Origin of the sequence: Streptomyces sp. NPDC049627 (assembly GCF_044465645.1) — a bacterium.
Taxonomy (GTDB): Bacteria; Actinomycetota; Actinomycetes; order Streptomycetales; family Streptomycetaceae; genus Streptomyces.
In genome coordinates, this window is the sequence record NZ_JBITLW010000001.1 from 617,589 (window position 1) to 642,534 (window position 24,946).

Consider the following 24,946-nt stretch of genomic DNA (forward strand, 5'->3'; position numbering starts at 1 on the left):
TGTTGCCGGAATGGCTTGTTCTCACCCTCGCGATGCTGGCCGCCTGCGCCGTGGTGGTCCTCATCACCCTCGTACGGCACCGCACGGCCCCCGAGGACGAGGATCCCTCCGAGACCCCGGACGTCATCGAGTACATGACGATGTGGATCGGCGTGGTGTACGCCATCGTCCTGGGCCTGGCCATCGCCGGCGTGTGGGAGGGCCGCAGCGCCGCCCAGGACCACGTCCAGGCGGAGGCGGTGGCGCTGCACGAGATCTCGGAACGGGTCCGGGTCTATCCCGACGACGTCCGTGACCGCATTCGAGGCGATGTCAACGCCTATGTCGGACACGTCGTCACCACCGAGTGGAAGACCATGGCGGACGACGGCCGGGTCACCGACCGCGGCGCCGAGCTGTTCCAGCGCATCCGCGAGGACGTCACCGACTACGAGCCGAAGAACGACTTCGAGGCGCAGGCCTATCAGCCGCTCGTCGACCAGGTGACCGCCGCCGACCAGGCCCGCAACGCCCGAGCGAACTCGACCGGGGAGACCATGCCGGGCGTGGTGTGGTTCGGCCTCATCGCCGGCGGCGTCGTCACCATCGGCATGGTGTTCGCCCTGCAGATCCGGCGCACTCCCCGCGAGCTGCTCCTCGCCGGGCTGTTCTCGGCGCTGATCGCCTTCCTGCTCTTCCTCATCTGGGACTTCGACGCCCCGTACAGCCGCGGTGTCACCGCATCGGCGGAGCCGTTCCTGGACCTCTTCCCGCACGCCAAGGGCTGACGGGCCCTCACCCGACGGGACGCCGGGGGACGCCGTCCCCCGAGCGGCCCACACGATTGCCCCATTCGTACGACAGCGATCGCGCGGGTGTGCGCGCCTTCTTAGCGTTCCGATCATCGAGGTGCATGTCAGGCGCACGCGGAAAAGGTCCGCAGCTGCTCCTCGGGGACCCGGAGGAAACACCATGCGCGCGATACGCGTCGCCGCCGCCGCACTGCTGGGCGCCGGCGCCCTCGCCCTGACCGCCCCCACCGCCCAGGCCCGCGGGGACACCGAAGTCTTCCAGGTGGATGTGCTGCCCTCCACCATCGCCCCCGGTGGGCAGGTCACGCTGCACACGACGGGCTGCGAGCAGAGCGTCAGCGTCTCGTCGGGGGTCTTCGACACGGTCATCATCCCCCGCGGGCGTACGTCGGCCAGGGCCGTGGTCGACTGGGACGCCAAACCGGGTGCCGTGTACGAGGTGTCGTTCCACTGCGGCACTTTCTGGCAGGACGTCGACCTGACCATCGCGGGCGGCCGGCACGTGACACCTCCGCACTGGGAGAAGGGTGTGCAGGCGGGTGACGGCGGCAGCCTGGCCGACCTGAACCTGAAGCAGATCGGCCTCGGCGCCGCGTTCATCGCGGCCTCGCTCGGGACCGCGTACCACCTCTCCCGGCGCCGCACCGGCGAGGAGGGGGACGGCGCCTGACGGCACCGGCCCTGCAGACAGAGCTTCGCCCCGGATCCCCTCGAAGGGGGCCGGGGCGAAGGCCGGTGAACGTGCGACCTGTCCGATCCGAAGACGAGCAGCGGCTCAGATCCGCTTCTCCGCCCGGCGCCGCATCCAGAAGACCCCGCCACCGACGACGGCCACGGCAATGAGCCCACCTCCGATGGCCATGTCGGTCGGCGTCGCACCCGTGGAACTGCTGCCGCCGAGGCCGCCGCGGACGCCGCCGATGACGGTGAAGGCGTTCGGGTGGGTCAGGGGCCGGCCGGCGCCGGTGCAGTGGACCGTGATGCTGTGCGAACCCGGCTTCGCGTTGCGGTCGATCGTCGCGGTGCCCCGGGCCGTGCTGCCGCCCGGTACGGGGGTCAGCGTCGTGGCGGGGAACGCGTCCGAGGTCGCGGTGCCGCCTTGCGGGCAGCCGTCGACGGTGATGGTCAACTGACCGCCGCGCGCGATGACGCTGGGCAGCGCGACGATGTTGCTCGGTCCGACGGGCGGCATGCCGTCCCGGGCGGTGGCCGCCGGGGCGGCGAGTCCGAGAGCGGCGACCGCGGTGGCGACCGCCGCCAGGGCACGAGTTCTACGCATGTGATCCTCCGCGGAAGACGCCCCGGGACCCGTCCCCGGTCGATCGGCGAGAAAGCGCCTCCCAGAAAGACCCTCAGATGCCCTGCGCGTGGCCGCATTTCGGCGATGGTCCGTCCTGGTGAGAGGACACGCCGACCGATGAGCCCACAATCGGAATTGCCGCAGGTCACACACCGTCAGAATTTTCCGGCCGGTGGCAACTCGGATGGCGCACCGCAAGAGTTCGGGCCACCCGTTCGCATCCGCCCCGTCGCCGGTTGCGCGCGCCGGACTTAGCGTTTTCGTATGCGCGAATGACGCGGCGACGGCCGCGTCGAGAGGGGAAAGTCGAATGTACGGGTCCGAGGTGGCCGAAGAGGAGGAGCGGCGCAGGCAGCGCGCACCTTGGGGCGTGATAGCGCTTGTTCTGCTGACCGGTCTCGCACTCGTTCGCAATGGCTCGGGCGAGTTCGACGTGGGGCCGCCGCAGCCCGCGCCGGCGGCCGCCGCCGACAACGGCCGCCAGGTGCGTGGCAGCGCCTTCGCCGGTGCCCTGCAGCCGCTGCCGTACTCCCTGCCGGAGCGGGTCCGGATCCCCTCGATCCAGGTCGACGCACCGATGACCCCGGTCGGCCTGGACACGGACGGCTGGGTCGGCGCGCCGCCGCCGGAGGACCCGAATCTGGCGGGCTGGTTCACCGGGTCCGCGTCTCCCGGCGAGAAGGGCACGGCGGTGGTCGTCGGTCACGTCGACAACCGTCAGGGCCCCGCCGTGTTCTACGGTCTCGGCGCGCTCAAGCCGGGAAATCGCGTCGAGATCTCCCGGCAGGACGGAAAGACGGCCGTGTTCCAGGTGTACGGCGTCGAGGTGTTCGAGAAGAACAATTTCCCCGGCGACCGGGTCTACGCCTCCAAAGGGAGCGCCGAATTGCGGGTCATCACCTGCGGCGGCGGTTTCTCCAAGCAGAACGGCTACGACGGGAACGTGGTCGCTTTCGCCGGCCTGGTCGAGGTCCGCTGAGCGTTCCTCGCCGGGCCGGCGAAAGCCGGGCGCGTCTACTTCCCTTCGCGCCAGGTGCGCTTCGGCTCGGGCACGGTGACGAAATACCCGGAGTCCAGCAGCTGCGGCAGATAGGCGCGCAGGGCCAGGACGCTCTGGGAGCGGTCGCCCCCGGCGTCGTGCGAGAGCACCACGACGCCGGGGGCGGCGCCGTGCTCGACCCGGTGGACGATCGTGCGGGTGCCGGGGCTCATCCAGTCGAGGGTGTCGACGGTCCAGGCCAGCGGCTCCATGCCCAGCTCGGCGCCCAGTTGGAAGGTGGCGCGGTTCCAGGCGCCGTAGGGCGCGCGGAACCAGGCGGGGCGTTCGCCGTACGTCTCGTCGATGATGTCGCAGGTGCGCTCCATCTCGGCGCGGATCCGGGCGCGGCTGAGCCGGGTGAGCAGCGGGTGGGACCAGGTGTGGTTGCCGACGACATGGCCCTCGTCGGCCATCCGTGCCATGAGGTCCTTGTTCTCGGCGACCATCTCGCCGCACACGAAGAACATGGCCCGCACGTCGTACTCGCGCAGGGTGTCCAGGATGTGCGGGGTGTAGCGGGCGTCGGGCCCGTCGTCGAAGGTCAGCACGAGGGATCGGCCCCGCCCGGACACGCGCAGAAACGGTTCGCGCCGTACCAGGGGCCGGCGGGGCGCCACCCGGGGCGGGCCGTAACCCGTCAGGGGCTGGAGGCGGTAGGCGGAGGGCTTGAGCGCACGCTGTGGCTGTGGGCCCGTGGCCGGGAGGGCGGGCCGGACCGGCTCCTCGCCCGCGAGCGTCGCGATCACTCCGGCGATGCCCGCGATGCCGGCGGCTCCGGAGGCGATGGCACCGGCGAGCAGCGCGCGGCGCCGCGTGAGCGGACGGGTGAGCGACTGATCCTTCGTCATGAAAGATGAGTCGCCCGGCGAGGGACCGTCGCACCACGGCGACACCGGTACGGCCCCAGGAAAACGCCCGGGCGGGCCAGCCCCGGTTGCGCCTGCCGAAAGTCCTGTGACGTGGTGTCAGCGGCGGCGTACCAGCGGGAACGGCAGGGTCTCGCGGATCGTCAGGCCGGTGAGGAACATGACCAGCCGGTCGACGCCGATGCCGAGGCCGCCGGTGGGCGGCATGGCGTACTCCAGGGCGTCGAGGAAGTCCTCGTCGAGCTCCATCGCCTCGGGGTCTCCTCCGGCGGCGAGCAGGGACTGGGCGGTGAGGCGGCGGCGCTGTTCGACGGGGTCGGTGAGCTCGGAGTAGGCGGTGCCGAGTTCGGTGCCGAAGGCGACCAGGTCCCAGCGCTCGGCGAGGCGGGGGTCCTCGCGGTGCTGGCGGGTGAGCGGGGAGACGTCGGTCGGGAAGTCCTTGTAGAAGGTGGGCAGCCGGGTCTTCTCCTCGACGAGGCGCTCGTACATCTCCAGCACGATGTCGCCGTGGCCGTCGTCGGCGGTGTACGGCACGCCCGCGCGGTCGCAGTGCCGGTGCAGCCGGAGCAGCTCGGTGTCGGGGCCGATCTCCTCCCCCAGCGCCTCGGAGATCGCCCCGTACACCGTCTTGACCGGCCACGGCCCGGAGATGTCGTACTCCGTGCCGTCCTTGCGGGCGGTCGGCGACCCGAAGGCGGCGGTCGCGGCGCCTTGGACGAGCTCGCGGGTGAGGTCGAGCATCACGTCGTAGTCGGCGTACGCCTGGTAGGCCTCCAGCATCGTGAACTCGGGGTTGTGCTTGTAGGAGACGCCCTCGTTGCGGAAGGTGCGGCCCATTTCGAAGACCTTCTCCAGGCCGCCGACGCACAGCCGCTTCAGATACAGCTCGGGTGCGATGCGCAGGTACAGGTCGAGGTCGTAGGCGTTGATGTGGGTGTGGAAGGGGCGGGCGTTGGCGCCGCCGTGGATCTGCTGCAGCATCGGCGTCTCGACCTCGAGGAAGCCGCGCTCCAGCAGGCCCTGGCGCAGCGCCTGGACGGCGGTGGAGCGGGCGCGGACCACGTCGCGAGCGGCGGGGCTGGAGACCAGGTCCAGGTAGCGCATGCGGACCTTGGCCTCGGGGTCGGCGAGGCCGCGGCGTTTGTCGGGCAGGGGGCGCAGGCACTTGGCCGTCAGCTGCCAGGAGGTGACGAAGACGGTCGGTTCGCCCTTTTCGCTGCGGTCTGCCAGGCCGGTGGCGGTGATGAGGTCGCCGATGTCGGTGTCGGCGGTGAAGCGGTCGAGTCCGGCGCCGGTGTCCTTGCGGGTGAGGGCGAGTTGGTGGTCGCCGGACCAGTCGCGCAGGACGGCGAAGACGATGCCGCCGAAGTCGCGCACCAGCATGACCCGGCCGGCGACGGTGACCCGCTCACCCTCGCGGACGTCGGCGAGGGCATGGGTGCGGGCCGGGATGCCCACCGGATAGGGGTCGGTGCCCTGCGCGCGCAGCCGGTCGAGGGTGTGGTGCCGGATGCGGACCTGCTCGGGCAGGCCCGCATCCGGCCCGGCGGCCCCGGCCTCGTCCCCTCCGGCGAGGCCGAGCGCCGCCAGCGTGGGCAGTCCTTCGGTGGTCGCGGGACGCGGCCCGTTTCGCGGGTGCCCCTTTCTGAGGAGTTTGCGCAGCGACGGTACGGAGACGAATCCCTCGGCGATGCCGGAGGCGAGGCCGATCCGGGCGAGGGAGGCGGCCTCGCCGTAGCAGAGGAAGCGCGGGAACCACTGCGGCCGGTACTTGGCGTTGGAGCGGTAGAGGGCCTCCAGCTGCCACCACTTGGAGAAGAACAGCAGCAGACGCCGCCACAGCCGCAGCACGGGTCCGGCGCCGATGCGGGCGCCCTCCTCGAACACCGAGCGGAACACGGCGAAGTTCAGCGAGATCCTGCGGATGCCCGTCTTCGGCGCCGCCGCGCACAGCTCGGCGACCATGAACTCCATGACGCCGTTGGGGGCGCCGCGGTCACGGCGCATCAGGTCCAGCGAGATGCCGTCCCTGCCCCAGGGCACGAAGGAGAGCAGGGCGAGCAGCTCGCCGTTCTCGCCGAGGGCCTCGACGAGGAGGCAGTCGCCGTCGTCCGGGTCACCGAGGCGGTCCAGGGCCATGGAGAAGCCGCGTTCGGTCTCGGTGTCGCGCCAGGCGTCCGCCTTGCCGATCACCTCCTCCATCTCGGTCTCGGTGAGCGCCGCGTGGCGGCGGATACGGCAGTGGGCGCCGGTGCGGCGGACACGGTGCACGGCCTGCCGGGTGACCCGCATGTCGCGGCCGTCGAGGTCGAAGTCCGGCACGTGCAGGATCGCCTCGTCGCCGAGTTGGAGGGCGCCGAGTCCGGCGCGCGCGTAGGCCCGGGCGCCGTCCTCGGAGGCGCCCATCGCGGCGGGCACCCAGGCGTAGCGGCGGGCCAGCTCCAGCCAGCCGGCGATGGCGTGCGGCCAGGCCTCCCGGTCGCCGACCGGGTCCCCGCTGGCCAGGCACACGCCGGCCTCGACGCGGTAGGTGACGGCGGCCTTGCCGCTGGGTGAGAAGACGACGGCCTTGTCGCGCCGGGTGGCGAAGTAGCCGAGGGAGTCCTGGTCGCCGTACGCCCTGAGGAGGGCGCGGATGCGGGCCTCCTCGTCGTCGTGCAGGGCGGCCTCCATGCGCTGCGAGCGGAACAGCGTCGCGGCGGCGTTGAGCAGGGCGAGCGCGCCGAACAGGCCGAGCAGGAAGTACAGGGGGCGGGGCGGCCGCCCGTCGTAGGTGGTGCCGGAGACGAGGCCGCCGCAGACCCGGTCGGCGGCCCACGCCAGGCGCTGGCCGCGTGGCAGCGTGCCGGGGAACAGCTCGACCAGCCCCCAGCCGACCAGGATGCCGATGACGAGCCCGACGGCCAGGACGCCGAGGGCGCGGCGCACGGCGCCGTGGCGGGAGGCGGCGTAGAACTCCTTGCGGGCGACGAGCAGCAGGGCCAGGGCGAGGGCGCACACGACGAGGGACGGGACGGAGTCGGCGTAGTAGCCGAGGGCCGCGCCGAGGGCGTCGGTCAGGACGAGCAGGCCCAGATAGACGACGACCAGCCACCAGGCGACCTTCTTGCGGGCCGCGGTCGCGGCGGCGAGCAGGAAGAGGAAGACGGCGTACGCGAGGTTGGCGCTGACCGGCACGATGAGCTGGTCGAGGACGCGCACGACGGGGCGCAGCGCGCGGCGCAGCGGGGGTATGAGGGCCAGCAGGGCGCAGAGCAGTCCCAGGGCGCCGAAGAAGGTCGCGAAGCCCTCCGGCACCCTGCTGAGAAAGCCGTTCCCGGGCGGCCCTGTCCGGCCCGCGGTGTCCTTCGCCGGGGCGGCCTCCACGGTGGCACTCATGTTCCGAGGGTAGGAAGCCCTCGGCCCGCTCGCCCGTCGAGCGCCCTGACCGGCGTCGGGACCTGCGGCTTCCGATAGCCTCCGTGCCGTGACGGAACAGCACTCGCACCAGTTCGAGCGGGGCACGGACGGGCCCAAGGTCATCGTCGTCGGGGTGGACGGCTCCGACTCCTCGCTGCGTGCGGCGGCGTACGCCGCGGGCCTCGCCCGGCGGCAGCACGCGCTGCTCGCCCTCGTGTACGTGCAGCCGGTGATGGCGGCGGGCGCGGCCCTCGGAGCGCCGGTCGCGGAGACCACCAACGCGATCGCCGAGGACCTGATCGCCCAGATCCGGGACGCGACCGAGCGGCTCAAGGGGATATTCGACGTCCGCTGGGAGTTCCACACCTTCCAGGGCGACCCGTACAACGGCCTGGTGAAGGCGGCGGACGACCTGAAGGCCGACGCCGTGGTGGTGGGCGCCTCGGAGCAGGCCGGGCACCGGATCGTCGGGTCGGTCGCGGTGCGGCTGGTCAAGGCCGGTCGGTGGCCGGTGACCGTGGTGCCCTGAGCGTGGTGCCTACGGCCTGGTCGCGGAGCTTGTCGACTCGTCGGGCAGCCAGTTGCGGCCGCGTTCCTGATGTCGGGGCAGACGGTGAAGATCTCCGAGCCGTCCTTCTTCCCGCCAAACGCCCTTTCGGCAGCGGCCTGTTGGGCGGTGGTCGCCCGGCCCGTGAAGATGCCGCGCCATGCCTGTCCGGCCTCTTTCGCCCCGGCCGCAACCGGAGCATCATCATCCGCTGTGAGCCGTTTGCCGAACGTGAAGAGGTGAGGCGCATGGCCGGGCTCCGGACGGGCGAGGGCATTCTCCGCCGCAAACCCATCGAGCAGATCGAGGAGACGGAGGTCGGCGAGGGTCCGCGCCTCGACCGGTCGTTGGGGCTGTGGCAGCTGACCGCGATCGGCGTGGGCGGCATCATCGGGGCGGGCATCTTCACTTTGGCCGGTACGGTCGCCAACGGTACGGCGGGTCCGGCGGTCCTCGTCTCCTTCCTGATCGCGGGTGTCGCGAGTGCGGCGGCCGCGCTGTCGTACGCCGAGTTCGCCGGGCTGATCCCGAAGGCGGGATCGGCGTACACCTACGGCTACGCGGTGCTCGGCGAGTTCGCCGGCTGGTTCATCGGCTGGGACCTGCTGTTGGAGTACACGGCGATCGTGGCGGTGGTCGCGATCGGCATCTCGGGCTACTTCAGCTTCCTGGTCGAGGACATGGGCGCGGAGCTGCCGAACTGGATGCTGGGCGCACCCGGTACCGGGGACGGACACCGGGTCGATCTCTTTGCCGCCCTCCTGTGCCTGCTCATCGCCTACCTGCTGAACCTCGGCATCCGCAACGCGGCCCGCTTCGAGACGGTGGTGGTGGTCCTGAAGGTCCTGGTCGTGCTGCTGGTGATCGCCGTGGGCGTGTTCCACATCGACACGGCGAACTACCACCCGTTCTTCCCGTACGGGATCGGCGGGGCGTTCACCGGGGCGGCCACCGTGTTCTTCGCGGTCTTCGGGTACGACGCGATGTCGACGGCGGCCGAGGAGTCCAAGGACGCCCAGCGGCACATGCCGAAGGCGATCATCTACTCGCTGGTGATCTCGATGGTCCTGTACGTGGCCGCCTGTCTGGTGCTCACGGGCATGCAGGACTACAAGGACATCGACAAGGAGAGCGGCTTCTCGACGGCGTTCAAGTCGGTGGGGCTCGGCGGGCTCGCGGATGTGATCGCGGTGGGCGCGATCATCGGCATCCTCACCGTCATGTTCACGTTCATGCTGGGTGTCACCCGGGTCTGGTTCAGCATGAGCCGCGACGGGCTGCTGCCCCGCTGGTTCGCGAAGACGCATCCGACGCGGCACGTGCCCACCCGGGTGACCTGGATCGTCGGGGTGGCGTCGGCCGCCATCGCCGGGTTCCTGCCGATCGGCGAGGCGGCCGAACTGACCAACATCGGCATCCTGTTGGCGTTCGTGGTGGTGTGCATGGCGGTGATCGTGCTGCGCTACCGGCAGCCGGAGCTGCCGCGCACCTTCCGTACGCCGTGGATGCCGGTGGTGCCGGCCCTGGGGATCGGCTTCTCGATCTGGCTGATCACGTATCTGCAGTGGCAGACCTGGGTGCGGTTCGCCGTGTGGTTCGCGCTCGGGCTCGTCGTGTACTTCGGGTACTCGTACCGGCGGTCGGCGCTGGCCCGGCGTTAGAGGGTGCCGAGGAAGTCGAGCAGGATCTTGTTGAAGGTCTCGGGCTGCTCCAGATTCGGGTAGTGCCCGGCGCCTTCGATGGTCACGGAGCGTCCGACGGGGACCGACCGGCTGAGCCGCTCGGCCTCGGCGAGCAGATCGGCGGGCTCCAGCGTGCCGTTGACGGTGAGCACCGGGACATCGATCCCGGGTACGCGGGCCCAGCTGTCGGTCGAGTGGACGAGCCAGTCCTTCTCCCCGGGCGTGTGCTTCATGATCATGTGCAGTGCCATGTCCCGCAGCCGGGGCGCGATGTCCTGATCGACGTCGTCGAAGGTCCGGTGCCGGCCGGGCAGGACCCTCAGGAAGGCCTTGAGCCAGCCTTCGACGTCACCGGCGCCCAGCGTGCGGGCGTACTCGGCTTGGATCCCCGTGTTCCAGGGGTCCGTGTACCGGAAGTCCCCGGTCGCGGAGCCGCACACCACCACCGCGCGGACGAGCTCCGGGTACTCCAGCAGGGTGTCGGTGGCGATCACTCCGCCCATCGACACGCCGACCAGGACCGCGGGCCCCGCGTCGAGGTGGCGCAGCAGGTCGGCCAGGTCGTCGGCCCACCGGAACGGCTTGGTCGCGTTGGCGGAGAATCCGTGCCCGCGGGTGTCCGGGGCGATCACTCGGTGTCCGGCGGCGAGGGCCGGTATCTGGGGCTCCCAGAACCGGTGGTCCACGTACCCGCAGTGGAGCAGGACCACGGGATCGCCGGAGCCGGTGTCGAGGTACGCGATGTCCCCGTCGGCAGATGCGAAGAAGCTGAGTTCAGAAGCAACTGTCATGACAACCAAGGTGTCATCTTCCGAGCAGTTTGGCAACTGAGGTGTCATGATGGCCCGGTGAAGGACAGCGACGAGCCCCTCGACCCCGACGATCTCGGCGACCGGATCAGCGAAGTGTTCGACCTGATCGGCGCGCTCTACCGACGCGGCCTGCGCAAGCTCGAACAGGGCGAGGAGATCGAGGGGGTGTCCGTCGGCGTGCGCTCCGTCCTGACGCTGCTGCACAGGTACGGGCCCATGACGGTGCCCCAGATGGGCCGGGTCATGGCGCTGACCCGGCAGTTCGTGCAGCGCATGGTCAACGACGCGATGGCCAGGGGGTGGGTCGAGGCCATCCCGAATCCCGCGCACCAGCGGTCCTCGCTGATCCGGATCACCCAGGAGGGCGAGGCCGTCATCACCGCGATCCTCGCGCGCGAGCACGCCCTGAACCGGCAGGTCGGCGGGGATCTGACCGACGACGAGCTCCGGGCGTGCGTGCGCGTGCTGAAGGAAATGCTGAAGACCTTCGACCACGTGGACGTGGACTGACCGCCCGCGGCGCTACTTGCCCATCACCAGCCCGTCGTCCCCCGCCCCCCGGCTCAGCACGACGTCCCGGATCCGGTCCCGCACCCCGGTCAGTTCGGCACCCTGGGCGATGGCCCGGTTGAGGTTGACCACCCGGCCGGCGTCGATGTCGAACAACTGGGGAATGAACTCGGCCTTCTTCACCTCCCAGCGACCGCCCTTCTCGGCCGGCGGAGTGAAGGTGAAGCGCGCGAGGGTGGACTGGTTGCCCCGCGGGTCCTGCACGCCCTGCTCGTTGTACATCGCGCCCGCGACCTGGTCCCCCATGCCGTAGACCACCCAGGTGCCGTTGACCTTCTCGTACGCCTGCGGCACGTGGGCATGGGTGCCGAGGATCAGGTCGATGTCGGGGCGGTCCCCGGTCTTCGCTGCCGTGAGCTCGCGGGCGAGGGTCACCTGCATGTCGTCGGGGGCGTCCTGCCATTCGGTGCCCCAGTGCATCGAGACGACGACGACGTCGGCGCCCGCCTTCCGGGCGGCGCGGGCATCCGCCAGGATCCTGTCCCGGTCGATCATGTTGACCGCCCAGGGCTGCCCCGGCGGCAGTGGAAAGCCGTTGACTCCGTAGGTGTACGCGAGATGCGCGACCTTGGCCCGGCCCGCACGCAGCACCGTCACCGAGCGGGCCTCACCCTCGGTACGCGCCGTTCCCGCGTGGCGTACGCGTGCCTCGTCAAGGGCGTTCAGGGTGCGCAGGATGCCGGCGGCTCCGTCGTCGAGGCTGTGGTTGGACGCGGTCGAGCAGCCGTCGTAGCCGGTGGCGGCGACGCCCCGGGCCACCTCCGGCGGGGATTTGAAGGTGGGGTAGCCGGTGTACTGGCCGTCGGCGCCGTAGACGGTCTCCATGTGGCACAGCGCCAGATCGGCACGGGACACGACGGGTTCGACGCCGGCGAGCATCGGGCGGAAGTCGTAGCCGGAGCCGCCCGCGTCGAAGCGCGCACGGTCGATGACCGGGGTGTGCGGGACGATGTCGCCGGAGGCGACGAGCGTGAAGTCGCGGGGGCCTGCGGAGGGGCCCTCCTGCCCCGGAGCCTTGCGGTTGTCGGCCTGGCAGGCGGCGCCTGCAGCGAGGACAGCCGTCAGAGCGAGGGCCACGAGTCGACTGCGTGCAATCATCTGCTCACCCCGTGTGGTCGTATTACCCACCAATACGTATGAAACAGGGCGCAGCCGCAAACAATCAGGCGGCCTCCGTTAGCCCGTCTGGCGCGCCCCGGATAGGCGGAAGGGACCGTTCGTCGTACCGTTCGCCGACGCGATCGACCGTCCGCCGCAGATCCGTGTGTGTGCTCTGTCCCACAAGGGCCGCCTGCGATGCGATACGGCCATGACGGCCGGAACCACCCTCACGAACGGCACGACGACCGCCGAGCACGAGCTCGCCGCGCTGCAGCGCGAGCACGGCCGGCCCCTCTTCGCGCTGCTGCTCAGGCTCTGCGACGGCGACCGGCAGCGCGCCGAGGACCTCGTGCAGGAGACGCTGGTGCGCGCCTGGCAGCATCCCGAGGCGCTGCGCGCGGACGACTTCGACTCCGTACGTCCGTGGCTGCTGACCGTCGGGCGGCGGCTCGCGATCGACGCGCGGCGGGCCCGGCAGGCGCGGCCGCCGGAGGTCGGGGACGCGATTCTGGAGAACGCGCGGGTGATCTCCGATCATGCCGAGCGGGCCGCGGAGATGCTCGATGTGCGCGAGGCTGTGAAGACACTCACTCCCGAGCACCGTGAAGTCCTGGTGCTCGTGTACTTCCAAGGGGCGAGTGTTGCAGAGGCCGCGGAAACTCTCGGTATTCCGCCCGGTACCGTGAAGTCCCGCGCTTACTATGCGCTGCGCGCCCTGCGCAGGGTGCTTCCGGGATACGCGGCCGACCTGCGGTGAAACCGACGGCTTAGTCAAACCTCCGTAAAGCGCCTTGCTGAAGACACCGGTTGAGTAATCGGCTGTCCTCATCCGTGTTCCGGATTGGGCCAGGGTCCACGGGCCCCGGGTCGGGCGACGCACTCACCGGAGGAAGGCAGGAAGGGATGCTGCACAGAGGTCAAGAGAGCACGGACGGCACCGGCGGCGGCGAACTGACCGTCCCCATGGCGTGGTTGTACGCCGAGTACATCGCCGACGAGCTGCTGCGGACCGGCGATCTGATGCCGCCGACGTCCTTCGAGTTCCGTGCCGGGCGCGATGCCCTGGCGCTGACCATCTTCCTCTCCGACACCGACGGCGAGCTCTCCGGCATCCGGGTCGTCTCCCAGCTGGAGACCTGGCTGTCGCTGACGGCGTACGACCAGCCGTGGCAGGACTGGGTGCGCGAGCGCATGGCGGGGCTGGCGGCCGAGGCGGTCGAGTCGGGCGGGCCCGCCCCCGATCTGGAACTGGCCGAGGCGGCCTGGCGCTGGCTGCAGGAGACCGAGCTGCTCGCGCCCGACCTGAACGCGGTGCCGGGCGGCGGTGCGCTGGTCGGCGAGGACGAGGGGCCGAAGGTGTGGACGCCGGCGTGGCAGCTCGGGCTGCCGCTCGGGCACCTCGCCATCCACCTTTTTTAAGTATTTCTCTCCCCGGACCAATCCTCGGCGCCGACCGCTCCGAATCCTCTGGTTGCGATTCTGCGCGGGGCTTGAGTGATTCGACTGTCTGGTGCGTACCAGTGGGTGCACGGAGTAACCCACCCCGCACCCAACGGCACGAGGATTCGGCATGAGGTCCCTGGAGAGGCATCGCGACGTCGCCGCGTACGCGCTCGGCGTGCTGAACGAGGCGGAGGCATTCCGCTTCGAGGACCACCTCATGGAGTGCCCGCGCTGCGCGGCACACGTGACCGAGTTCGGGCCCGTCACCCGCCAGTTGATGCTGTACCGGCGGTCGACGCCCCAGTTCGTGCACCCGATGGCCAAGCCCGGCCCGCAGATGCTGAACCGGCTGCTCGAAGCGGTGGCGGCCCGCCATCGCGCCCTGCGCCGGCGCACGCTCTACGCCGTGGCGGCCTCGGTGGTGATCGCCCTCGCCGGACCCGCCGTCGCGATGATGGCGGGCGGCGGCGACGCGGCCGTACAGGTCGTCGAGGCGACCGACGCACGGTCGGGTGTGTGGGCGCAGGTCACGACCGAGAACGAGGCCTACGGCAGCCAGGTGGAACTGAAGGTGAAGGACGGCGCGGGTCCGCGCGCCTGTCATCTGATCGCCATCGGACTGGACGGCTCGGAGGAGACCGTGACCAGCTGGTCCGCCGCCCACCACGACGCCCGGGAGAACACCATGACGGGCGCCTCGGCGATGCACTCCGACGAGATCGTGCGCTACGAGGTGCGGACGGCGGGCGGGGAGCATCTGGTGACGCTGCAGCCGCGTTAGGGCTACTTGAGAAGTCTGGACAACCTGCGGTCCGCCAAGGGCTTGCCGCCCGTCTGGCAGGTCGGGCAGTACTGCAGCGAGGAGTCGCTGAAGGAGACCTCGCGGATGGTGTCGCCGCACACCGGGCATGCCTCGCCGGTGCGGCCGTGGACGCGCAGGCCGCTCTTCTTCTCCGCCTTCAGGCGTCCCGCCGCCAGACCATGGGACCGCGCGACCGCCTCGGTGAGGGTGGTGCGCAAGGCCTCGTACAGGCGCCCGGTCTCGTCCGCCGTCAAGGATGAGGCCAGCTTGAACGGGGACATCTTCGCCGCGTGCAGGATCTCGTCGCTGTAGGCGTTGCCGACCCCGGCGATGAGGCTCTGGTCGCGCAGGGCGCCCTTGATCTGGCGGCGCTCGTCCTTCAGCAGGGCCGCGAAGCGCGCCTCGTCGAAGTCGTCGGCGAGCGGGTCCGGTCCGAGCCGGGCCAGGCCCGGAATCTGCTGCGGGTCCTCCACCACGTACACCGCGAGCCGCTTCTGCGTGCCTGCCTCCGTCAGGTCGAAGCCCGCGCCGGTCTCCAGGGCCACGCGCAGCGCGAGGGGGCCCTTCCCGGGGCGGGGCATGCCGCTGGGAAGCTGGTCCTTCCAGTGGAGCCAGCCCGCGCGGGCCAGGTGGGTCACGAAGTGCGGGCCGTCCGCCGTGGCGAGGTCGAGGAACTTGCCGTACCGGTGTACGGCGGTGACCTCGTGGCCCTCGACGGCCGTGACCGGAGGGTCGTACGTCTTCAGAACGCTGATCGCGACGGGCAGCACCCGGACGATCTCGTGGCCGACCAGGTGCTCGGTGAGGAAGTCCTTGAGCGCTTCGACCTCGGGGAGTTCCGGCATACGTCAAGAGTGCCACCGGGGACAGCTGTGTTCAGGTGCTCTCCGGCACCAGGAACTCGCACCACACCGCCTTGCCACCGCCCCGGGCCTCCACGCCCCATACGTCCGTGAGCAGGTCGACGAGGAGCAGGCCGCGGCCGGAGACGCCGGACTCTCCTGCCTCGCGGCGGCGTGGCAGGGCGCTGGAGGCGTCCTCGACCTCGACGCGCAGGCGGCGTTCGGAGCCGGTGAGGACCCGCAGGGTCACGATGGCGGAACCCTCGGTGTGCATCAGGGCGTTGGTGATGAGTTCGTCGGCGACCAGCTCGATCTCGTCGGCCCGGTCCTCGGCGCCCCACGCGCGCACGGCGGCACGGATCATGTGCCGGGCTCCGGTGAGGGCCTCGGGGTCGCCGGGGGCGACATGCTGCTGGAGGCGGCCGCCGGACTGCGGGGCGTCCAGGACGCGGCGGCGCAGCAGGAGCAGGGCCACGTCGTCGTCACCGCCGCGTTCCTCGGCCACGTCGATGAGGCGGTCGGCGAGGTCCCGCACGTCGTCCGGGCCGGTGGCGATGAGCGCGGTGAGGGTCTGCATGCCGTCGTCCAGGTCGGCACCGGGCTGTTCGACCAGGCCGTCGGTGCACAGCAGCAGGGTGTGGTCGGAGTCCAGTTCGAGGGTGCCGACCGGGTATTCGAGCCGTCCGAACTCCGCGGACAGTCCGAGCGGCAGCCCGCCCTCGACCGGGATGCGACGGCAGTCGCCGCCGGGCTCCCGGATCAGCGGGTCGATGTGGCCGGCACGGACCACCTGCACGACGCCGGTGGACAGGTCGGCCTCCGCGTACAGGCAGGTGGCGAAGCGATCGGTGTCCAGTTCGTGCAGGAACACGGAGGCGCGGGCCATCACGGTGGCCGGGGTGTGCCCCTCGGCGGCGTAGGCGCGCAGGACGATCCGCAGCTGGCCCATGACGGCGGCGGCGTGCGTGTCGTGGCCCTGGACGTCGCCGATGACGGCACCGACCCGGCCGCCCGGCAGCGGGATCAGGTCGTACCAGTCGCCGCCGATGTCGCGGCCGAGGGAGCCCGCGGCACCGGCCGCACGGTAGCGGACGGCGACGTCGGCGCCCGGCACGCTGGGGATGGTGCGCGGCAGCATGGCCTGCTGCAGACCGGTGGCGAGGTCCTTCTCCTGCTCGTAGAACATGGCCCGCTGCAGGCTCTGCGCGATGCTGCTGCCGAGGGCGACGAGCACGTTGCGCTCCTCGGTGGAGAAGCCGCGCCGGTCGCTGTAGAGCAGGCCGATGGCGCCGATCGGCCGGGCCTGGGCGATCAGCGGCAGGTAGGCGGCGGACGTGATGTTCAGGTCGGTGATGTGCGGCCACAGGACCGGGTAGCAGTCCGCGAACTCCTCCGGCGACTCGATGAAGCGAGGGGTGAGGGTGCGGACGACCTCGCTCATCGGGTACTGCTCGTCTATTCGGGTGACCAGGGTCCCCGGCACGAAGCTGCCCGCGGGCCCCTCGGCGACCAGCCGGATGCGGCCGGCCTCGACCAGGCCCATGACCAGGCTGGTGGCGCCGAGGTGGGTCAGGCCGTGGGTGTCCTTGAGGACGTCGATGACGTCCTGGACGGTGCGGGCGTGCGCGAGGGCGGCCGTGGTGAGCTGGACGACGTTGGTCTGCTGCCGGCGGGCCTCGTCGTCGGCCGCCTGCTCACGGCGCTCCTCGCTCTCGGCGAGCTCGTCGGTGGCGTCGCGCACGATGCCGATGATGCGGCGCGGGCGGCCCGTCTCGTCGCGGCGGATGTAGCCCTGGGTGTGGGTCCAGCGCAGCGTGCCGTTGCGGCAGCGGATGCGGAAGTAGGCGCCGTAGTTCTCGCTGCCGTCCTTCAGGGCCTGGGAGACCAGGCCGTCGAGCCGGTAGGCCTCCGGCGGCGGCACCCGTATCGCCAGGGTCGCGGGGTTTCCGTCGTACTCCTCGGGGCGCAGGTCGAAGACCTCGTGGGCCTGGGCGTCCATGTGGAACAGACCGCTGTCCAGGTCCCAGTCGAAGGTGCCCATGTGGTTGAGCGCCAGGATCGGATCCGGGTGGGCGGGCCAGTCGTCCGGGAGTGACAGGGCGCTCGCACCCCGATCAACCATGGGGACACCTTGCCAGGATTTGCCGGATTCTTCGACCGGGGCGTCGGGATTTGCTTCGCCCGCCGCCCGGGGTGTGCCGTGGGCTTCGGTCAGCCGGCGAAGACATCGACAGGGCTGGCGAAGATGCTGTCCGTGGTGCGCGGCCCGTCGGGGACCAGCCCGCCGCCGTCGGGCAGGTCGGGGCTGTCCGGGACGGTCTCGGGGCCGGTCTCCTCCGGGGAGCCCGAGGGCCGCGGGGATTGGGGGGATGGCGGGGAGGTCTCCGGTTCGGTTCCGGTATCGGGGGCACCGGGCTGCCGGGGCGACGCCGTGACCGTGGCCGTGGGGCAGTGTGCCGGGCCGGAGCTCGGGGTGTCCGAGGTTTCCGCGGTGTCCGAAGCGGTCTCGGCCGGTGTGCCGTCGGTGGCGCCCGGCGTGACGGTGGCCGTCGGTGTCACGCAGTCGCCCGGCGAGGTCTCCGGGGAGGTGCGCCCGCTGGGCGGGGACGTGCCCTCGGCCGTGGGGAAGCGGCCCGCGTCGCCGGGCGAGGCGCCGGAACCGCTGTCGTGGGGGTGCGGGACCTGGGTGGGTGTCACAGGCTTCGGCCGCGGCAGGACATGGTCGCGGTCGTGCCCCTGATGGCCGACCGGCCGCTCGATCCAGGTGTTGTCGACCATGTTGATGATCGTGATGTCGGTGATCACCTGAACCGTCGGGGCCACCACGACCACCCGGTCCGGCCGGTATCCGGACCACGACCGGCCCTTGGTGCCCGGGTTGTCCGGCAGGCGGTCGGCCGGAGTGAGCGGGTTGCCGCAGGCGCAGCGGACACGGGGCACACCGTGATCGTCGACGAGGACGGCGGTGCCCGCCTGCAGGACGGACTGGTAGCCGGTCCCGCGACCGTCCCGGAACCCGTGGTTGGTGACCCGGGTGTCGGCGCGCAGGACGACCGAGGTCAGAGAGCGCAGATACCCGGGGATCGAGGCGTGGGAGATGCCCGCGGCCCGGGCGAAGACGCGGGCACGGCCCGGGTCGGAGGTGAGCTGGTCGATCTGCCGCCGCACGTCGCAGCTGCCGGTTCCCCGGGTACCGCCGTAGAGGCCGGGCGTGCCGCCGGACAGTTGCTGCGGCCCGGTCCGCCCCGATGGCGACGGCGCAGGCGTTCGGGTGACCGGGGACGGGCGGGCCGTCGTGGTCGCCGTGGAGTCGGTGAAGGGATCCGGCCCCTTGGCCGCCGCGGGTTCGAGGAAGACTTCCCCGCCCGATTCCGCGCCCCGGCTCCCGCCGCCGCATCCGGCGACGAGCAGCGCCGCCGAGAGCACGCAGGCCGTGACGAAGGCCCCCGCGGATCTCCGCACCACGGTCCGCACCACGGTCCGCACCACATCCTCCCGCCGGTTATCGGGTATTTCGCCACCATTGTCTGCTTCACTCTCTTGGGTTACGCAAGCGGAGAGGTGGTATACGCAGAGTCACGCGGGTACGAGTCGCACGGGCCTCCGGCGCGACAATGAAGAAAGGAGGACGCAGCTGTGGACTGGTTCATCGCACCGGACTACTGGACGAGCCGGCTGGTCTTCCAGCGGGCTCTGGCCGGCGTGTACCTCGTCGCGTTCCTGACGGCGGCCCTGCAGTTCCGGGCGCTGATCGGTGAGCGCGGGATGCTGCCCGTGCCGCGCTTCGTCGAGCGGGTGCCCTTCAAGGCCGCCCCGAGCCTGTTCCAGCTCCGCTACTCGGACCGGTTCTTCGCCGTCTGCGCCTGGTCGGGCTGCGCGGTGTCGGCGGCGCTGCTGGGCGGGCTGGACTCCGTCGTGCCCCTGTGGGCCGCGATGCTGCTGTGGCTGATCCCGTGGCTGCTGTACCTGTCGATCGTCAACGTCGGCCAGACCTGGTACTCGTTCGGCTGGGAGTCCCTGTTGCTGGAGGTCGGATTCCTCGCCGTCCTCCTCGGCAACGACGAGGTGGCGCCGCCGATCGTGGTGCTGTTCCTGCTGCGCTGGATCCTGTTCCGCGTCGAGTTCGGCGCGGGACTGATCAAGATGCGCGGCGACGCCTGCTGGCGCAAGCTCACCTGTCTGGACTACCACCACGAGACCCAGCCGATGCCGGGCCCGCTGAGCTGGTTCTTCCACCATCTGCCGAGGCCCGCGCACCGGGTCGAGGTGGCGGCCAACCACGTCACCCAACTCGTCGTACCCGTCCTGCTCTTCACCCCGCAGCCGATCGCGACGGCCGCCGCTTCCCTGATGATCGTGACGCAGCTGTGGCTGGTCCTGTCGGGCAACTTCTCCTGGCTGAACTGGATCACCATCGTGCTGGCCCTGTCGGCGGTGGAGTTCCCGAGCGATCCGCCGTCCGTGCCGGACACACCGCTGTGGTACGAGATCGTGGTGCTGGCGGTCGCCGCGCTGCTGCTGTTCCTCAGCTACCACCCCGTCGCCAACATGATCTCCCGCCGCCAGATCATGAACCGCTCCTTCGACCCGCTGCATCTGGTCAACACCTACGGCGCGTTCGGCAGCGTCAGCCGGATCCGCTACGAGGTGGTCATCGAGGGCACCGCCGACGAGGTGCCGCGGGAGGACTCGGACTGGCGGGAGTACGAGTTCAAGGGCAAACCGGGCGATCCCCGGCGCTGGCCGCGCCAGTTCGCGCCGTACCACCTCCGGCTGGACTGGCTGATGTGGTTCGCCGCGCTGTCGCCCGCGTACGCCGGATCATGGTTCGGCGCCCTGGTGGAGCGGCTCCTGGAGAACGACCGCGACACGCTGAAGCTGCTGCGCCGCTCGCCGTTCCCACCCGACGCACCGCCCCGCTACATCCGCGCCCGCCTCTTCCGCTACCAGTACACGACCTGGCGTGAGCTGCGGGAGACGGGGGCGTGCTGGGAGCGGACGTATGTGCGCGAGTATCTGCCGCCGACGCGGTTGACGGGGGTGGCTCAGAGGTCGTGAGGGTGAAAGGAGTTGTCATGGACCGTCAGCAGGGTCAGGTCAGGGTCGTCACTCCGCGGGACAGAAGGCCGGGGCCCGGCACACCGGGGATGGACCGTCAGCAGGCGTTCGCCACCGAGGGAACGTGGTCGGGATTCGTCCGCACCGAGCCCGGCATGGTCTCCGGATGGCATCATCACGGCGAGTGGGAGTCGGTGATCTACGTCCTCACCGGAGCGCTGAGGATGGAGTTCGGCCCCGGGGGCGCGGATACGGTGGAAGCCGGCCCGGGCGACTTCGTCCACGTGCCCAAGGGCGCCGTTCACCGGGAGAGCAACCCGACGGCGGAGGCTGCCGACATCATCGTCGTGCGAGCGGGCACCGGAGGTGAATCGACCTTCAACGTCGAGGGGCCCGAGCAGGGTTGAGGCCGGGCAGGCAGGCCTGACGTCAGAGACCGTACACGCGGGTGGCCGTGTCCTCGAAGACCTGTGTGCGTTCGGAGCCGGAGAGCGCGGCGGTCAACTCGCTTGTGACAGCGACGACTTGCCCGTACGACGCCGCCAGCGTGCACACCGGCCAGTCCGAGCCGAACATCAGCCGGGCCGGGCCGAACGCCTCCAGGACCACGTCGGCGTACGGGCGCAGGGCGTCCACCGACCACGAGGCGAGGTCCGCCTCGGTGACCATGCCGGAGAGCTTGCAGACGGTGTTGGAGAGGGCGGCCAGAGAGCGGACCCATGTCTCCCAGGGCTCCCGCTCGGCGGAGGCGATCGGGGGTTTGCCCAGGTGGTCCAGGACGAAGGTGAGGCCGGGGTGGTCCGCGGCGGCCTTGACGCAGGCCGGCAGCTGGTGCGGCAGGACCACCAGGTCGTAGACCAGGCCCGCGTCGGCCACGGCGGCCAGTCCGCGGCGCACGTCCGCCCGCAGCAGCCACTGGGGATCGGGCTCGCCCTGCACCTGGTGGCGGACCCCCTTGAGGTACCGCCCGCCGGGCAGCTCCCGCAGCCTCGCCAGTTCGTCGGCGACGTCCGGGCGGGTGAGGTCGGTCCAGCCGACGACGCCCGCGATCAGCTCGTACTCAGTGGCGAGGGCCAGGAACTCCGGGGTCTCCTCGGCGACCGTGACCGTCTGGACGAGGACCGTGCGGTCGACTCCCGCCGCCCGTGCCTCGGGGGTCAGGTCGGCGACGGTGAAGTTCCTTCTGAGGGGCTGGAGTCCGGGTCCCGTGATCCAGTCCTGGTCCCGCACCGACAGGTCCCACACATGGTGGTGTGCGTCGACGACCGTCACGGCAGCTCCCATACGACGGGCAGGCCGGCCTCCGCGCCCTCGCCGGAGTAGTCGTGCACCACGTCCAGCAGCTCGGCCATGCGGGCCTGCCAGGCCACGTTGACCGGCAGCTTCTCCAGCTCGGCCAGGAGGCGGCCGTAGTCCTCGCACTCCAGGACGTGGAAGAGGTCGGTGCCGCTGCGCCAGATCGTCCACGAGGAGGCACCGGCGGCCCGGATGGCGTCGGTCAGCTCCTCGGGGACCTCGCGGTGGGCCGCCTCGTACTCGGCGACGCGGTCCGCGCGGATCTTGGTGTGCAGGGCGACCCTCATGACGGCTCCTCGGTGCGCAGGAGTCCGGTGTCCCGCAGCTCCTGCCAGAAGGCGGCGGGGACCGGTGTGGCGAACTGATCGGCACAGTCGTGGACTTCATCGGCGGAGCGGGCCCCCACCAGCACGCTCGCCACGGCGGGATGGGCTACGCAGAAGGCCAGCGCGGCGGCTCGCAAGGTGATGCCGTGCCGCCGCGCGATCTCCTTCATGCGCACCGCCCTGTCCAGCAACTTACCCGGCGCCTGGGCGTAGTTGTACGTCGCCCCCGGCTTCGGATCCGCGAGCAGACCGGAGTTGAAGGCACCGCCGATCACGACGGAGACGCCTCGTTCCACGGCTGCGGGCAGCAGTTCCGTGAGCGCGCTCTGGTCGAGCAGCGTGTAGCGGCCCGCGCACAGCACCACGTCGACGTCCGTGTCGCGGACGAAGCGCGTGAGCATCCCGGCCTGGTTCATGCCGGCGCCGATCGCGCCGACCACGCCCTCGGAGCGGAGCTTCTCCAGGGCCGGGTAGCCCTCCCGGAAGGCCTGCTCGGCGTGGTCGTCGGGGTCGTGGAGGTAGACGATGTCGACGCGGTCGAGGCCCAGCCGTTCCAGACTGGCGTCCAGGGTGCGTCGCACGCCGTCCGCGGTGAAGTCCCAGACGCGGCGGTGCGTGGCGGGGACCGCGAAGCCGTTCGCCAGGTCGTCGCCGCCGTCGGCCTGAGGTTCCAGACGGCGGCCCACCTTGGTCGAGACCGTGTACTCCTCGCGGGGGTGCTCGCGCAGCGCCGCGCCGAGGCGGCGTTCGGACAGCCCGAGGCCGTAGTGGGGTGCGGTGTCGTAGTAGCGGATGCCGCGGCTCCAGGCGGCGGACAGCGCCTCATGCGCCTGCTCGTCGGTGACCTCGGTGTAGAGGCCGGCGAGGGCGGCGGCTCCGAAGCCGAGTCCCCGGGGGATGCTCACTGGCTCACCGGCCGCAGGCGCAGGCCCTGCATGCCGCCGTCGACGGCGAGGGCGGTGCCGGTGGTGGCCCCGGAGAGCGGGCTCGCCAGGTAGGCGATGGCGCCCGCGACCTCGGCGGCCGAGACGATGCGGCCGGTGGGCTGGCGGGCCTCGAGGGCGGCGCGTTCGGCGGCCGGGTCGGCGGCCGCGTCGAGCAGGCGGCCGACCCAGGGCGTGTCGACCGTACCGGGGTTGACGCAGTTGACGCGGATGCCCTCGCGGACGTGGTCGGCGGCCATGGCCAGGGTGAGGGAGTACACGGCGCCCTTGGACGCGCTGTACAGCGCCCGCTGCGGGAGCCCGGCCGTCGCCACGATGGAGCACGTGTTGACGATCGCCGCGTGCGACGACTCACGCAGGTGCGGCAGGGCGGCCCGGGCGACCCGCACCATGCCGACGACGTTGACGTCCATGACCCGGTGCCACTCGGCGTCGTCGTTGTCCTCGACGGTGCCCAGGGCGCCGATGCCGGCGTTGTTGATCAGTACGTCCAGTCCGCCGAGGTCGGCCACCGCGGCCGCGACGGCCTCGCGTACGGAGGTGTCGTCGGCGACGTCGGCGCGGAAGGCCAGCAGCGGCTTCTCGACGGACGACGGGTCCAGGTCGAGGACGGCGACCTGGGCACCGCGCGCGGCGAGGAGTTCGGCCGTGGCCCGTCCGATGCCGGACGCGCCTCCCGTCACCAGGGCCCTGAGACCCTCGAAGTCGCTCATGCAGCCTGCCCTTTCTTCTGCGCCTGGAGGTCGGCGGCCCAGAAGGCGCCGTCCGGGAACGTGTACCGCGCGATCGACTCGGGCCGCATGGCGGCCGAGAAGCCCGGTGCGGTGGGTGCCGTGTAGTGACCTTCCCTGATCACCACCGGGTTCAGGAAGTGGTCGTGCAGATGGTCGACGTACTCGATGACGCGGTCCTCGGTGGTGCCGGTGAGCGCCACGTAGTCGTACATCGACAGGTGCTGGACGAGTTCGCACAGCCCGACGCCGCCCGCGTGCGGGCACACGGGCACGCCGAACTTGGCGGCGAGGAGCAGGATCGCGAGGTTCTCGTTGACGCCGCCGACGCGGGCCGCGTCGATCTGGAGGACGTCGAGGGCGCCGGCCTGGAGGAGCTGCTTGAAGACGACCCTGTTCTGGACGTGTTCGCCGGTGGCCACCTTCACCGGGGCGACCGCCTCGCGGACGGCCGCGTGGCCGAGGACGTCGTCGGGGCTGGTGGGCTCCTCGATCCAGTACGGGTCGAACTCCGCGAGGGCCTTGGTCCAGCGGATCGCCTCGGCCACGTCCCAGCGCTGGTTGGCGTCGATCGCCATGCGGATGTCCGGCCCGATCACCGAGCGGGCGACGCGGCAGCGCCGTACGTCGTCCTCCAGGTCGGCGCCGACCTTCAGTTTGATCTGCCGGAAGCCGTCGGCGACGGCCTGCGCGGCGAGCCGGGTCAGCTTCTCGTCGTCGTAGCCGAGCCAGCCGGCGGAGGTGGTGTAGGCGGGATAGCCGCGTTCCAGCAACCGGGCGCCGCGCTCGTCCGCGCCCTCCCGCCCACCGCGCAGGAGCTGGAGCGCCTCCTCGGGCGTGAGGGCGTCGGTGATGTACCGGAAGTCGATCTGACGGACGATCCACTCCGGGTCGGCGTCGGCGAGGAGCTGCCACAGCGGTTTGCCGGCGCGCTTGGCGGCCAGGTCCCACACGGCGTTCATGACCGCGCCGATCGCCATGTGCATCACGCCCTTCTCGGGGCCGAGCCAGCGCAGCTGGCTGTCGCCGATCAGGGCGCGGTTCAGGGTCCCCGGGTCGGCGCACAGCTCGTCGACGGACCGGCCGACGACATGCCCGCGCAGTGCCTCGATCGCGGCGACCTGGACATCGTTGCCACGCCCGATGGTGAAGGTGAACCCGTGCCCCTCCAGGCCGTCGGCGCCTTCTGGGCTGTCCGTGCGCAGCACGACGTAGGCGGCCGAGTAGTCGGGGTCCGGGTTCATCGCGTCGGAGCCGTCGAGTTCGCGCGAGGTGGGGAAGCGGATGTCGTGGGTGTCGACCGCGGTGATGCGGGCAGGGGTGCCGGGGGTCGGGGACACAGAGGGCCTTTCGGTCGGTGACGTCGGTTGCGTCGGTGACGCCGATGACGGGGGTCG

The 24,946-nt window shown here is 71.1% G+C and carries 24 protein-coding genes; 11 read left to right on the forward strand and 13 right to left on the reverse strand.

Going from position 1 to position 24,946, the window contains the following annotated elements:
* Positions 1 to 2: 2 nt before the first annotated feature.
* Entirely contained in the window at positions 3 to 767 is a 765-nt protein-coding gene (locus ACIBU0_RS02735; protein WP_398810577.1) for a hypothetical protein, read from the forward strand.
* 184 nt (positions 768 to 951) lie between these two features.
* Positions 952 to 1,461, forward strand: coding sequence for a hypothetical protein (locus tag ACIBU0_RS02740; protein ID WP_398810580.1), 510 nt, complete (start codon positions 952 to 954; stop codon positions 1,459 to 1,461).
* A 105-nt stretch (positions 1,462 to 1,566) separates the two neighbouring features.
* Here the strand turns inward: ACIBU0_RS02740 and ACIBU0_RS02745 are convergent, their stop codons facing one another.
* Positions 1,567 to 2,070, reverse strand: a complete 504-nt coding sequence (locus ACIBU0_RS02745; protein ID WP_398810583.1) for a hypothetical protein — start codon at positions 2,068 to 2,070, stop codon at positions 1,567 to 1,569.
* A 331-nt stretch (positions 2,071 to 2,401) separates the two neighbouring features.
* Here ACIBU0_RS02745 and ACIBU0_RS02750 point away from each other — a divergent pair, with 331 nt between their 5' ends.
* Complete coding sequence (locus tag ACIBU0_RS02750) at positions 2,402 to 3,070, forward strand: class F sortase (protein ID WP_398810585.1); 669 nt, start codon at positions 2,402 to 2,404, stop codon at positions 3,068 to 3,070.
* 35 nt (positions 3,071 to 3,105) lie between these two features.
* On the opposite strand, the gene ACIBU0_RS02755 is transcribed toward ACIBU0_RS02750, so the two are convergent.
* Both ACIBU0_RS02755 and lysX read right to left on the reverse strand, forming a co-directional pair.
* Complete coding sequence (locus tag ACIBU0_RS02755; RefSeq protein WP_398810587.1) at positions 3,106 to 3,978, reverse strand: polysaccharide deacetylase family protein; 873 nt, start codon at positions 3,976 to 3,978, stop codon at positions 3,106 to 3,108.
* Between the two features lie 117 nt (positions 3,979 to 4,095).
* Complete coding sequence (gene lysX, locus ACIBU0_RS02760; protein WP_398810590.1) at positions 4,096 to 7,374, reverse strand: bifunctional lysylphosphatidylglycerol synthetase/lysine--tRNA ligase LysX; 3,279 nt, start codon at positions 7,372 to 7,374, stop codon at positions 4,096 to 4,098.
* An 88-nt stretch (positions 7,375 to 7,462) separates the two neighbouring features.
* On the opposite strand from lysX, the gene ACIBU0_RS02765 reads away from it, so the two are divergent.
* Both ACIBU0_RS02765 and ACIBU0_RS02770 read left to right on the forward strand, forming a co-directional pair.
* Positions 7,463 to 7,924 carry a universal stress protein gene (locus ACIBU0_RS02765; protein WP_398810593.1) on the forward strand — a complete coding sequence of 154 codons (462 nt, stop codon included), beginning with the start codon at positions 7,463 to 7,465 and terminating at the stop codon, positions 7,922 to 7,924.
* Positions 7,925 to 8,190: 266 nt separating this feature from the next.
* Positions 8,191 to 9,603, forward strand: coding sequence for an amino acid permease (locus ACIBU0_RS02770; RefSeq protein WP_398810595.1), 1,413 nt, complete (start codon positions 8,191 to 8,193; stop codon positions 9,601 to 9,603).
* Here the strand turns inward: ACIBU0_RS02770 and ACIBU0_RS02775 are convergent.
* Positions 9,600 to 10,415 (reverse strand): alpha/beta fold hydrolase, encoded by an 816-nt coding sequence (locus tag ACIBU0_RS02775; RefSeq protein WP_398810598.1) that lies wholly within the window; start codon positions 10,413 to 10,415, stop codon positions 9,600 to 9,602. The genes ACIBU0_RS02770 and ACIBU0_RS02775 overlap by 4 nt on opposite strands.
* A 57-nt stretch (positions 10,416 to 10,472) precedes the next feature.
* Here ACIBU0_RS02775 and ACIBU0_RS02780 point away from each other — a divergent pair, with 57 nt between their 5' ends.
* Positions 10,473 to 10,946 carry a MarR family winged helix-turn-helix transcriptional regulator gene (locus ACIBU0_RS02780; protein WP_398810601.1) on the forward strand — a complete coding sequence of 158 codons (474 nt, stop codon included), beginning with the start codon at positions 10,473 to 10,475 and terminating at the stop codon, positions 10,944 to 10,946.
* 12 nt (positions 10,947 to 10,958) lie between these two features.
* Here the strand turns inward: ACIBU0_RS02780 and ACIBU0_RS02785 are convergent, their stop codons facing one another.
* Positions 10,959 to 12,104: a CapA family protein gene (locus tag ACIBU0_RS02785; protein WP_398810603.1), complete on the reverse strand. Its 1,146-nt coding sequence runs from the start codon at positions 12,102 to 12,104 to the stop codon at positions 10,959 to 10,961.
* Between the two features lie 211 nt (positions 12,105 to 12,315).
* On the opposite strand from ACIBU0_RS02785, the gene ACIBU0_RS02790 reads away from it, so the two are divergent.
* The 3 genes from ACIBU0_RS02790 (at position 12,316) to ACIBU0_RS02800 (ending at position 14,331) form a co-directional block, all read left to right on the forward strand.
* On the forward strand, positions 12,316 to 12,864 hold the full coding sequence (locus tag ACIBU0_RS02790) for a sigma-70 family RNA polymerase sigma factor (protein WP_398810606.1): 549 nt from the start codon (positions 12,316 to 12,318) through the stop codon (positions 12,862 to 12,864).
* A gap of 146 nt (positions 12,865 to 13,010) precedes the next feature.
* On the forward strand, positions 13,011 to 13,526 hold the full coding sequence (locus tag ACIBU0_RS02795; protein ID WP_398810609.1) for a hypothetical protein: 516 nt from the start codon (positions 13,011 to 13,013) through the stop codon (positions 13,524 to 13,526).
* 151 nt (positions 13,527 to 13,677) lie between these two features.
* A complete protein-coding gene (locus ACIBU0_RS02800) occupies positions 13,678 to 14,331 on the forward strand; it encodes a zf-HC2 domain-containing protein (protein ID WP_398810611.1) in 654 nt (217 codons plus the stop codon).
* A 2-nt stretch (positions 14,332 to 14,333) separates the two neighbouring features.
* Here ACIBU0_RS02800 and ACIBU0_RS02805 read toward each other — a convergent pair whose 3' ends face one another.
* From ACIBU0_RS02805 to ACIBU0_RS02815, 3 genes are all read right to left on the reverse strand, one after another.
* The gene (locus ACIBU0_RS02805; RefSeq protein ID WP_398810614.1) at positions 14,334 to 15,197 is read right to left on the reverse strand and encodes an Fpg/Nei family DNA glycosylase; all 864 of its coding nucleotides are present in this window, start codon (positions 15,195 to 15,197) and stop codon (positions 14,334 to 14,336) included.
* Positions 15,198 to 15,228: 31 nt separating this feature from the next.
* Entirely contained in the window at positions 15,229 to 17,316 is a 2,088-nt protein-coding gene (locus ACIBU0_RS02810) for a SpoIIE family protein phosphatase (protein ID WP_398810616.1), read from the reverse strand.
* An 89-nt stretch (positions 17,317 to 17,405) separates the two neighbouring features.
* Positions 17,406 to 18,659 (reverse strand): DUF6777 domain-containing protein, encoded by a 1,254-nt coding sequence (locus tag ACIBU0_RS02815; RefSeq protein ID WP_398810619.1) that lies wholly within the window; start codon positions 18,657 to 18,659, stop codon positions 17,406 to 17,408.
* Between the two features lie 171 nt (positions 18,660 to 18,830).
* Between ACIBU0_RS02815 and ACIBU0_RS02820 the strand changes: the two genes are divergently transcribed.
* Positions 18,831 to 20,252 (forward strand): lipase maturation factor family protein, encoded by a 1,422-nt coding sequence (locus tag ACIBU0_RS02820; RefSeq protein WP_398810622.1) that lies wholly within the window; start codon positions 18,831 to 18,833, stop codon positions 20,250 to 20,252.
* A gap of 17 nt (positions 20,253 to 20,269) precedes the next feature.
* Positions 20,270 to 20,659, forward strand: a complete 390-nt coding sequence (locus ACIBU0_RS02825; protein WP_398810625.1) for a cupin domain-containing protein — start codon at positions 20,270 to 20,272, stop codon at positions 20,657 to 20,659.
* A 22-nt stretch (positions 20,660 to 20,681) separates the two neighbouring features.
* Here the strand turns inward: ACIBU0_RS02825 and ACIBU0_RS02830 are convergent, their stop codons facing one another.
* The 5 genes from ACIBU0_RS02830 to ACIBU0_RS02850 are packed head-to-tail and all read right to left on the reverse strand — an operon-like array spanning position 20,682 to position 24,889.
* On the reverse strand, positions 20,682 to 21,536 hold the full coding sequence (locus tag ACIBU0_RS02830; protein ID WP_398810628.1) for an amidohydrolase family protein: 855 nt from the start codon (positions 21,534 to 21,536) through the stop codon (positions 20,682 to 20,684).
* Positions 21,521 to 21,835 carry an L-rhamnose mutarotase gene (locus tag ACIBU0_RS02835; RefSeq protein ID WP_398810631.1) on the reverse strand — a complete coding sequence of 105 codons (315 nt, stop codon included), beginning with the start codon at positions 21,833 to 21,835 and terminating at the stop codon, positions 21,521 to 21,523. Before ACIBU0_RS02835 ends, ACIBU0_RS02830 begins: the two co-directional genes overlap by 16 nt.
* Positions 21,832 to 22,779 carry an aldo/keto reductase gene (locus ACIBU0_RS02840; protein ID WP_398810633.1) on the reverse strand — a complete coding sequence of 316 codons (948 nt, stop codon included), beginning with the start codon at positions 22,777 to 22,779 and terminating at the stop codon, positions 21,832 to 21,834. Before ACIBU0_RS02840 ends, ACIBU0_RS02835 begins: the two co-directional genes overlap by 4 nt.
* Positions 22,776 to 23,531, reverse strand: a complete 756-nt coding sequence (locus ACIBU0_RS02845) for an SDR family NAD(P)-dependent oxidoreductase (RefSeq protein ID WP_398810636.1) — start codon at positions 23,529 to 23,531, stop codon at positions 22,776 to 22,778. Before ACIBU0_RS02845 ends, ACIBU0_RS02840 begins: the two co-directional genes overlap by 4 nt.
* Positions 23,528 to 24,889, reverse strand: coding sequence for an L-fuconate dehydratase (locus ACIBU0_RS02850; protein ID WP_398810639.1), 1,362 nt, complete (start codon positions 24,887 to 24,889; stop codon positions 23,528 to 23,530). Before ACIBU0_RS02850 ends, ACIBU0_RS02845 begins: the two co-directional genes overlap by 4 nt.
* Between the last annotated feature and the right edge of the window lie 57 nt (positions 24,890 to 24,946).

Coding starts and splice junctions, on each gene's coding strand:
- ACIBU0_RS02750 (WP_398810585.1), top strand. CDS start 2,402: ATGTACGGGTCCGAGGTGGCCGAAGAGGAGGAGCGGCGCAGGCAGCGC.
- ACIBU0_RS02845 (WP_398810636.1), bottom strand. CDS start 23,531: ATGAGCGACTTCGAGGGTCTCAGGGCCCTGGTGACGGGAGGCGCGTCC.
- ACIBU0_RS02745 (WP_398810583.1), bottom strand. CDS start 2,070: ATGCGTAGAACTCGTGCCCTGGCGGCGGTCGCCACCGCGGTCGCCGCT.
- ACIBU0_RS02770 (WP_398810595.1), top strand. CDS start 8,191: ATGGCCGGGCTCCGGACGGGCGAGGGCATTCTCCGCCGCAAACCCATC.
- ACIBU0_RS02790 (WP_398810606.1), top strand. CDS start 12,316: ATGACGGCCGGAACCACCCTCACGAACGGCACGACGACCGCCGAGCAC.
- lysX (WP_398810590.1), bottom strand. CDS start 7,374: ATGAGTGCCACCGTGGAGGCCGCCCCGGCGAAGGACACCGCGGGCCGG.
- ACIBU0_RS02830 (WP_398810628.1), bottom strand. CDS start 21,536: ATGGGAGCTGCCGTGACGGTCGTCGACGCACACCACCATGTGTGGGAC.
- ACIBU0_RS02825 (WP_398810625.1), top strand. CDS start 20,270: ATGGACCGTCAGCAGGGTCAGGTCAGGGTCGTCACTCCGCGGGACAGA.
- ACIBU0_RS02740 (WP_398810580.1), top strand. CDS start 952: ATGCGCGCGATACGCGTCGCCGCCGCCGCACTGCTGGGCGCCGGCGCC.
- ACIBU0_RS02795 (WP_398810609.1), top strand. CDS start 13,011: ATGCTGCACAGAGGTCAAGAGAGCACGGACGGCACCGGCGGCGGCGAA.
- ACIBU0_RS02755 (WP_398810587.1), bottom strand. CDS start 3,978: ATGACGAAGGATCAGTCGCTCACCCGTCCGCTCACGCGGCGCCGCGCG.
- ACIBU0_RS02785 (WP_398810603.1), bottom strand. CDS start 12,104: ATGATTGCACGCAGTCGACTCGTGGCCCTCGCTCTGACGGCTGTCCTC.
- ACIBU0_RS02775 (WP_398810598.1), bottom strand. CDS start 10,415: ATGACAGTTGCTTCTGAACTCAGCTTCTTCGCATCTGCCGACGGGGAC.
- ACIBU0_RS02835 (WP_398810631.1), bottom strand. CDS start 21,835: ATGAGGGTCGCCCTGCACACCAAGATCCGCGCGGACCGCGTCGCCGAG.
- ACIBU0_RS02805 (WP_398810614.1), bottom strand. CDS start 15,197: ATGCCGGAACTCCCCGAGGTCGAAGCGCTCAAGGACTTCCTCACCGAG.
- ACIBU0_RS02800 (WP_398810611.1), top strand. CDS start 13,678: ATGAGGTCCCTGGAGAGGCATCGCGACGTCGCCGCGTACGCGCTCGGC.
- ACIBU0_RS02810 (WP_398810616.1), bottom strand. CDS start 17,316: ATGGTTGATCGGGGTGCGAGCGCCCTGTCACTCCCGGACGACTGGCCC.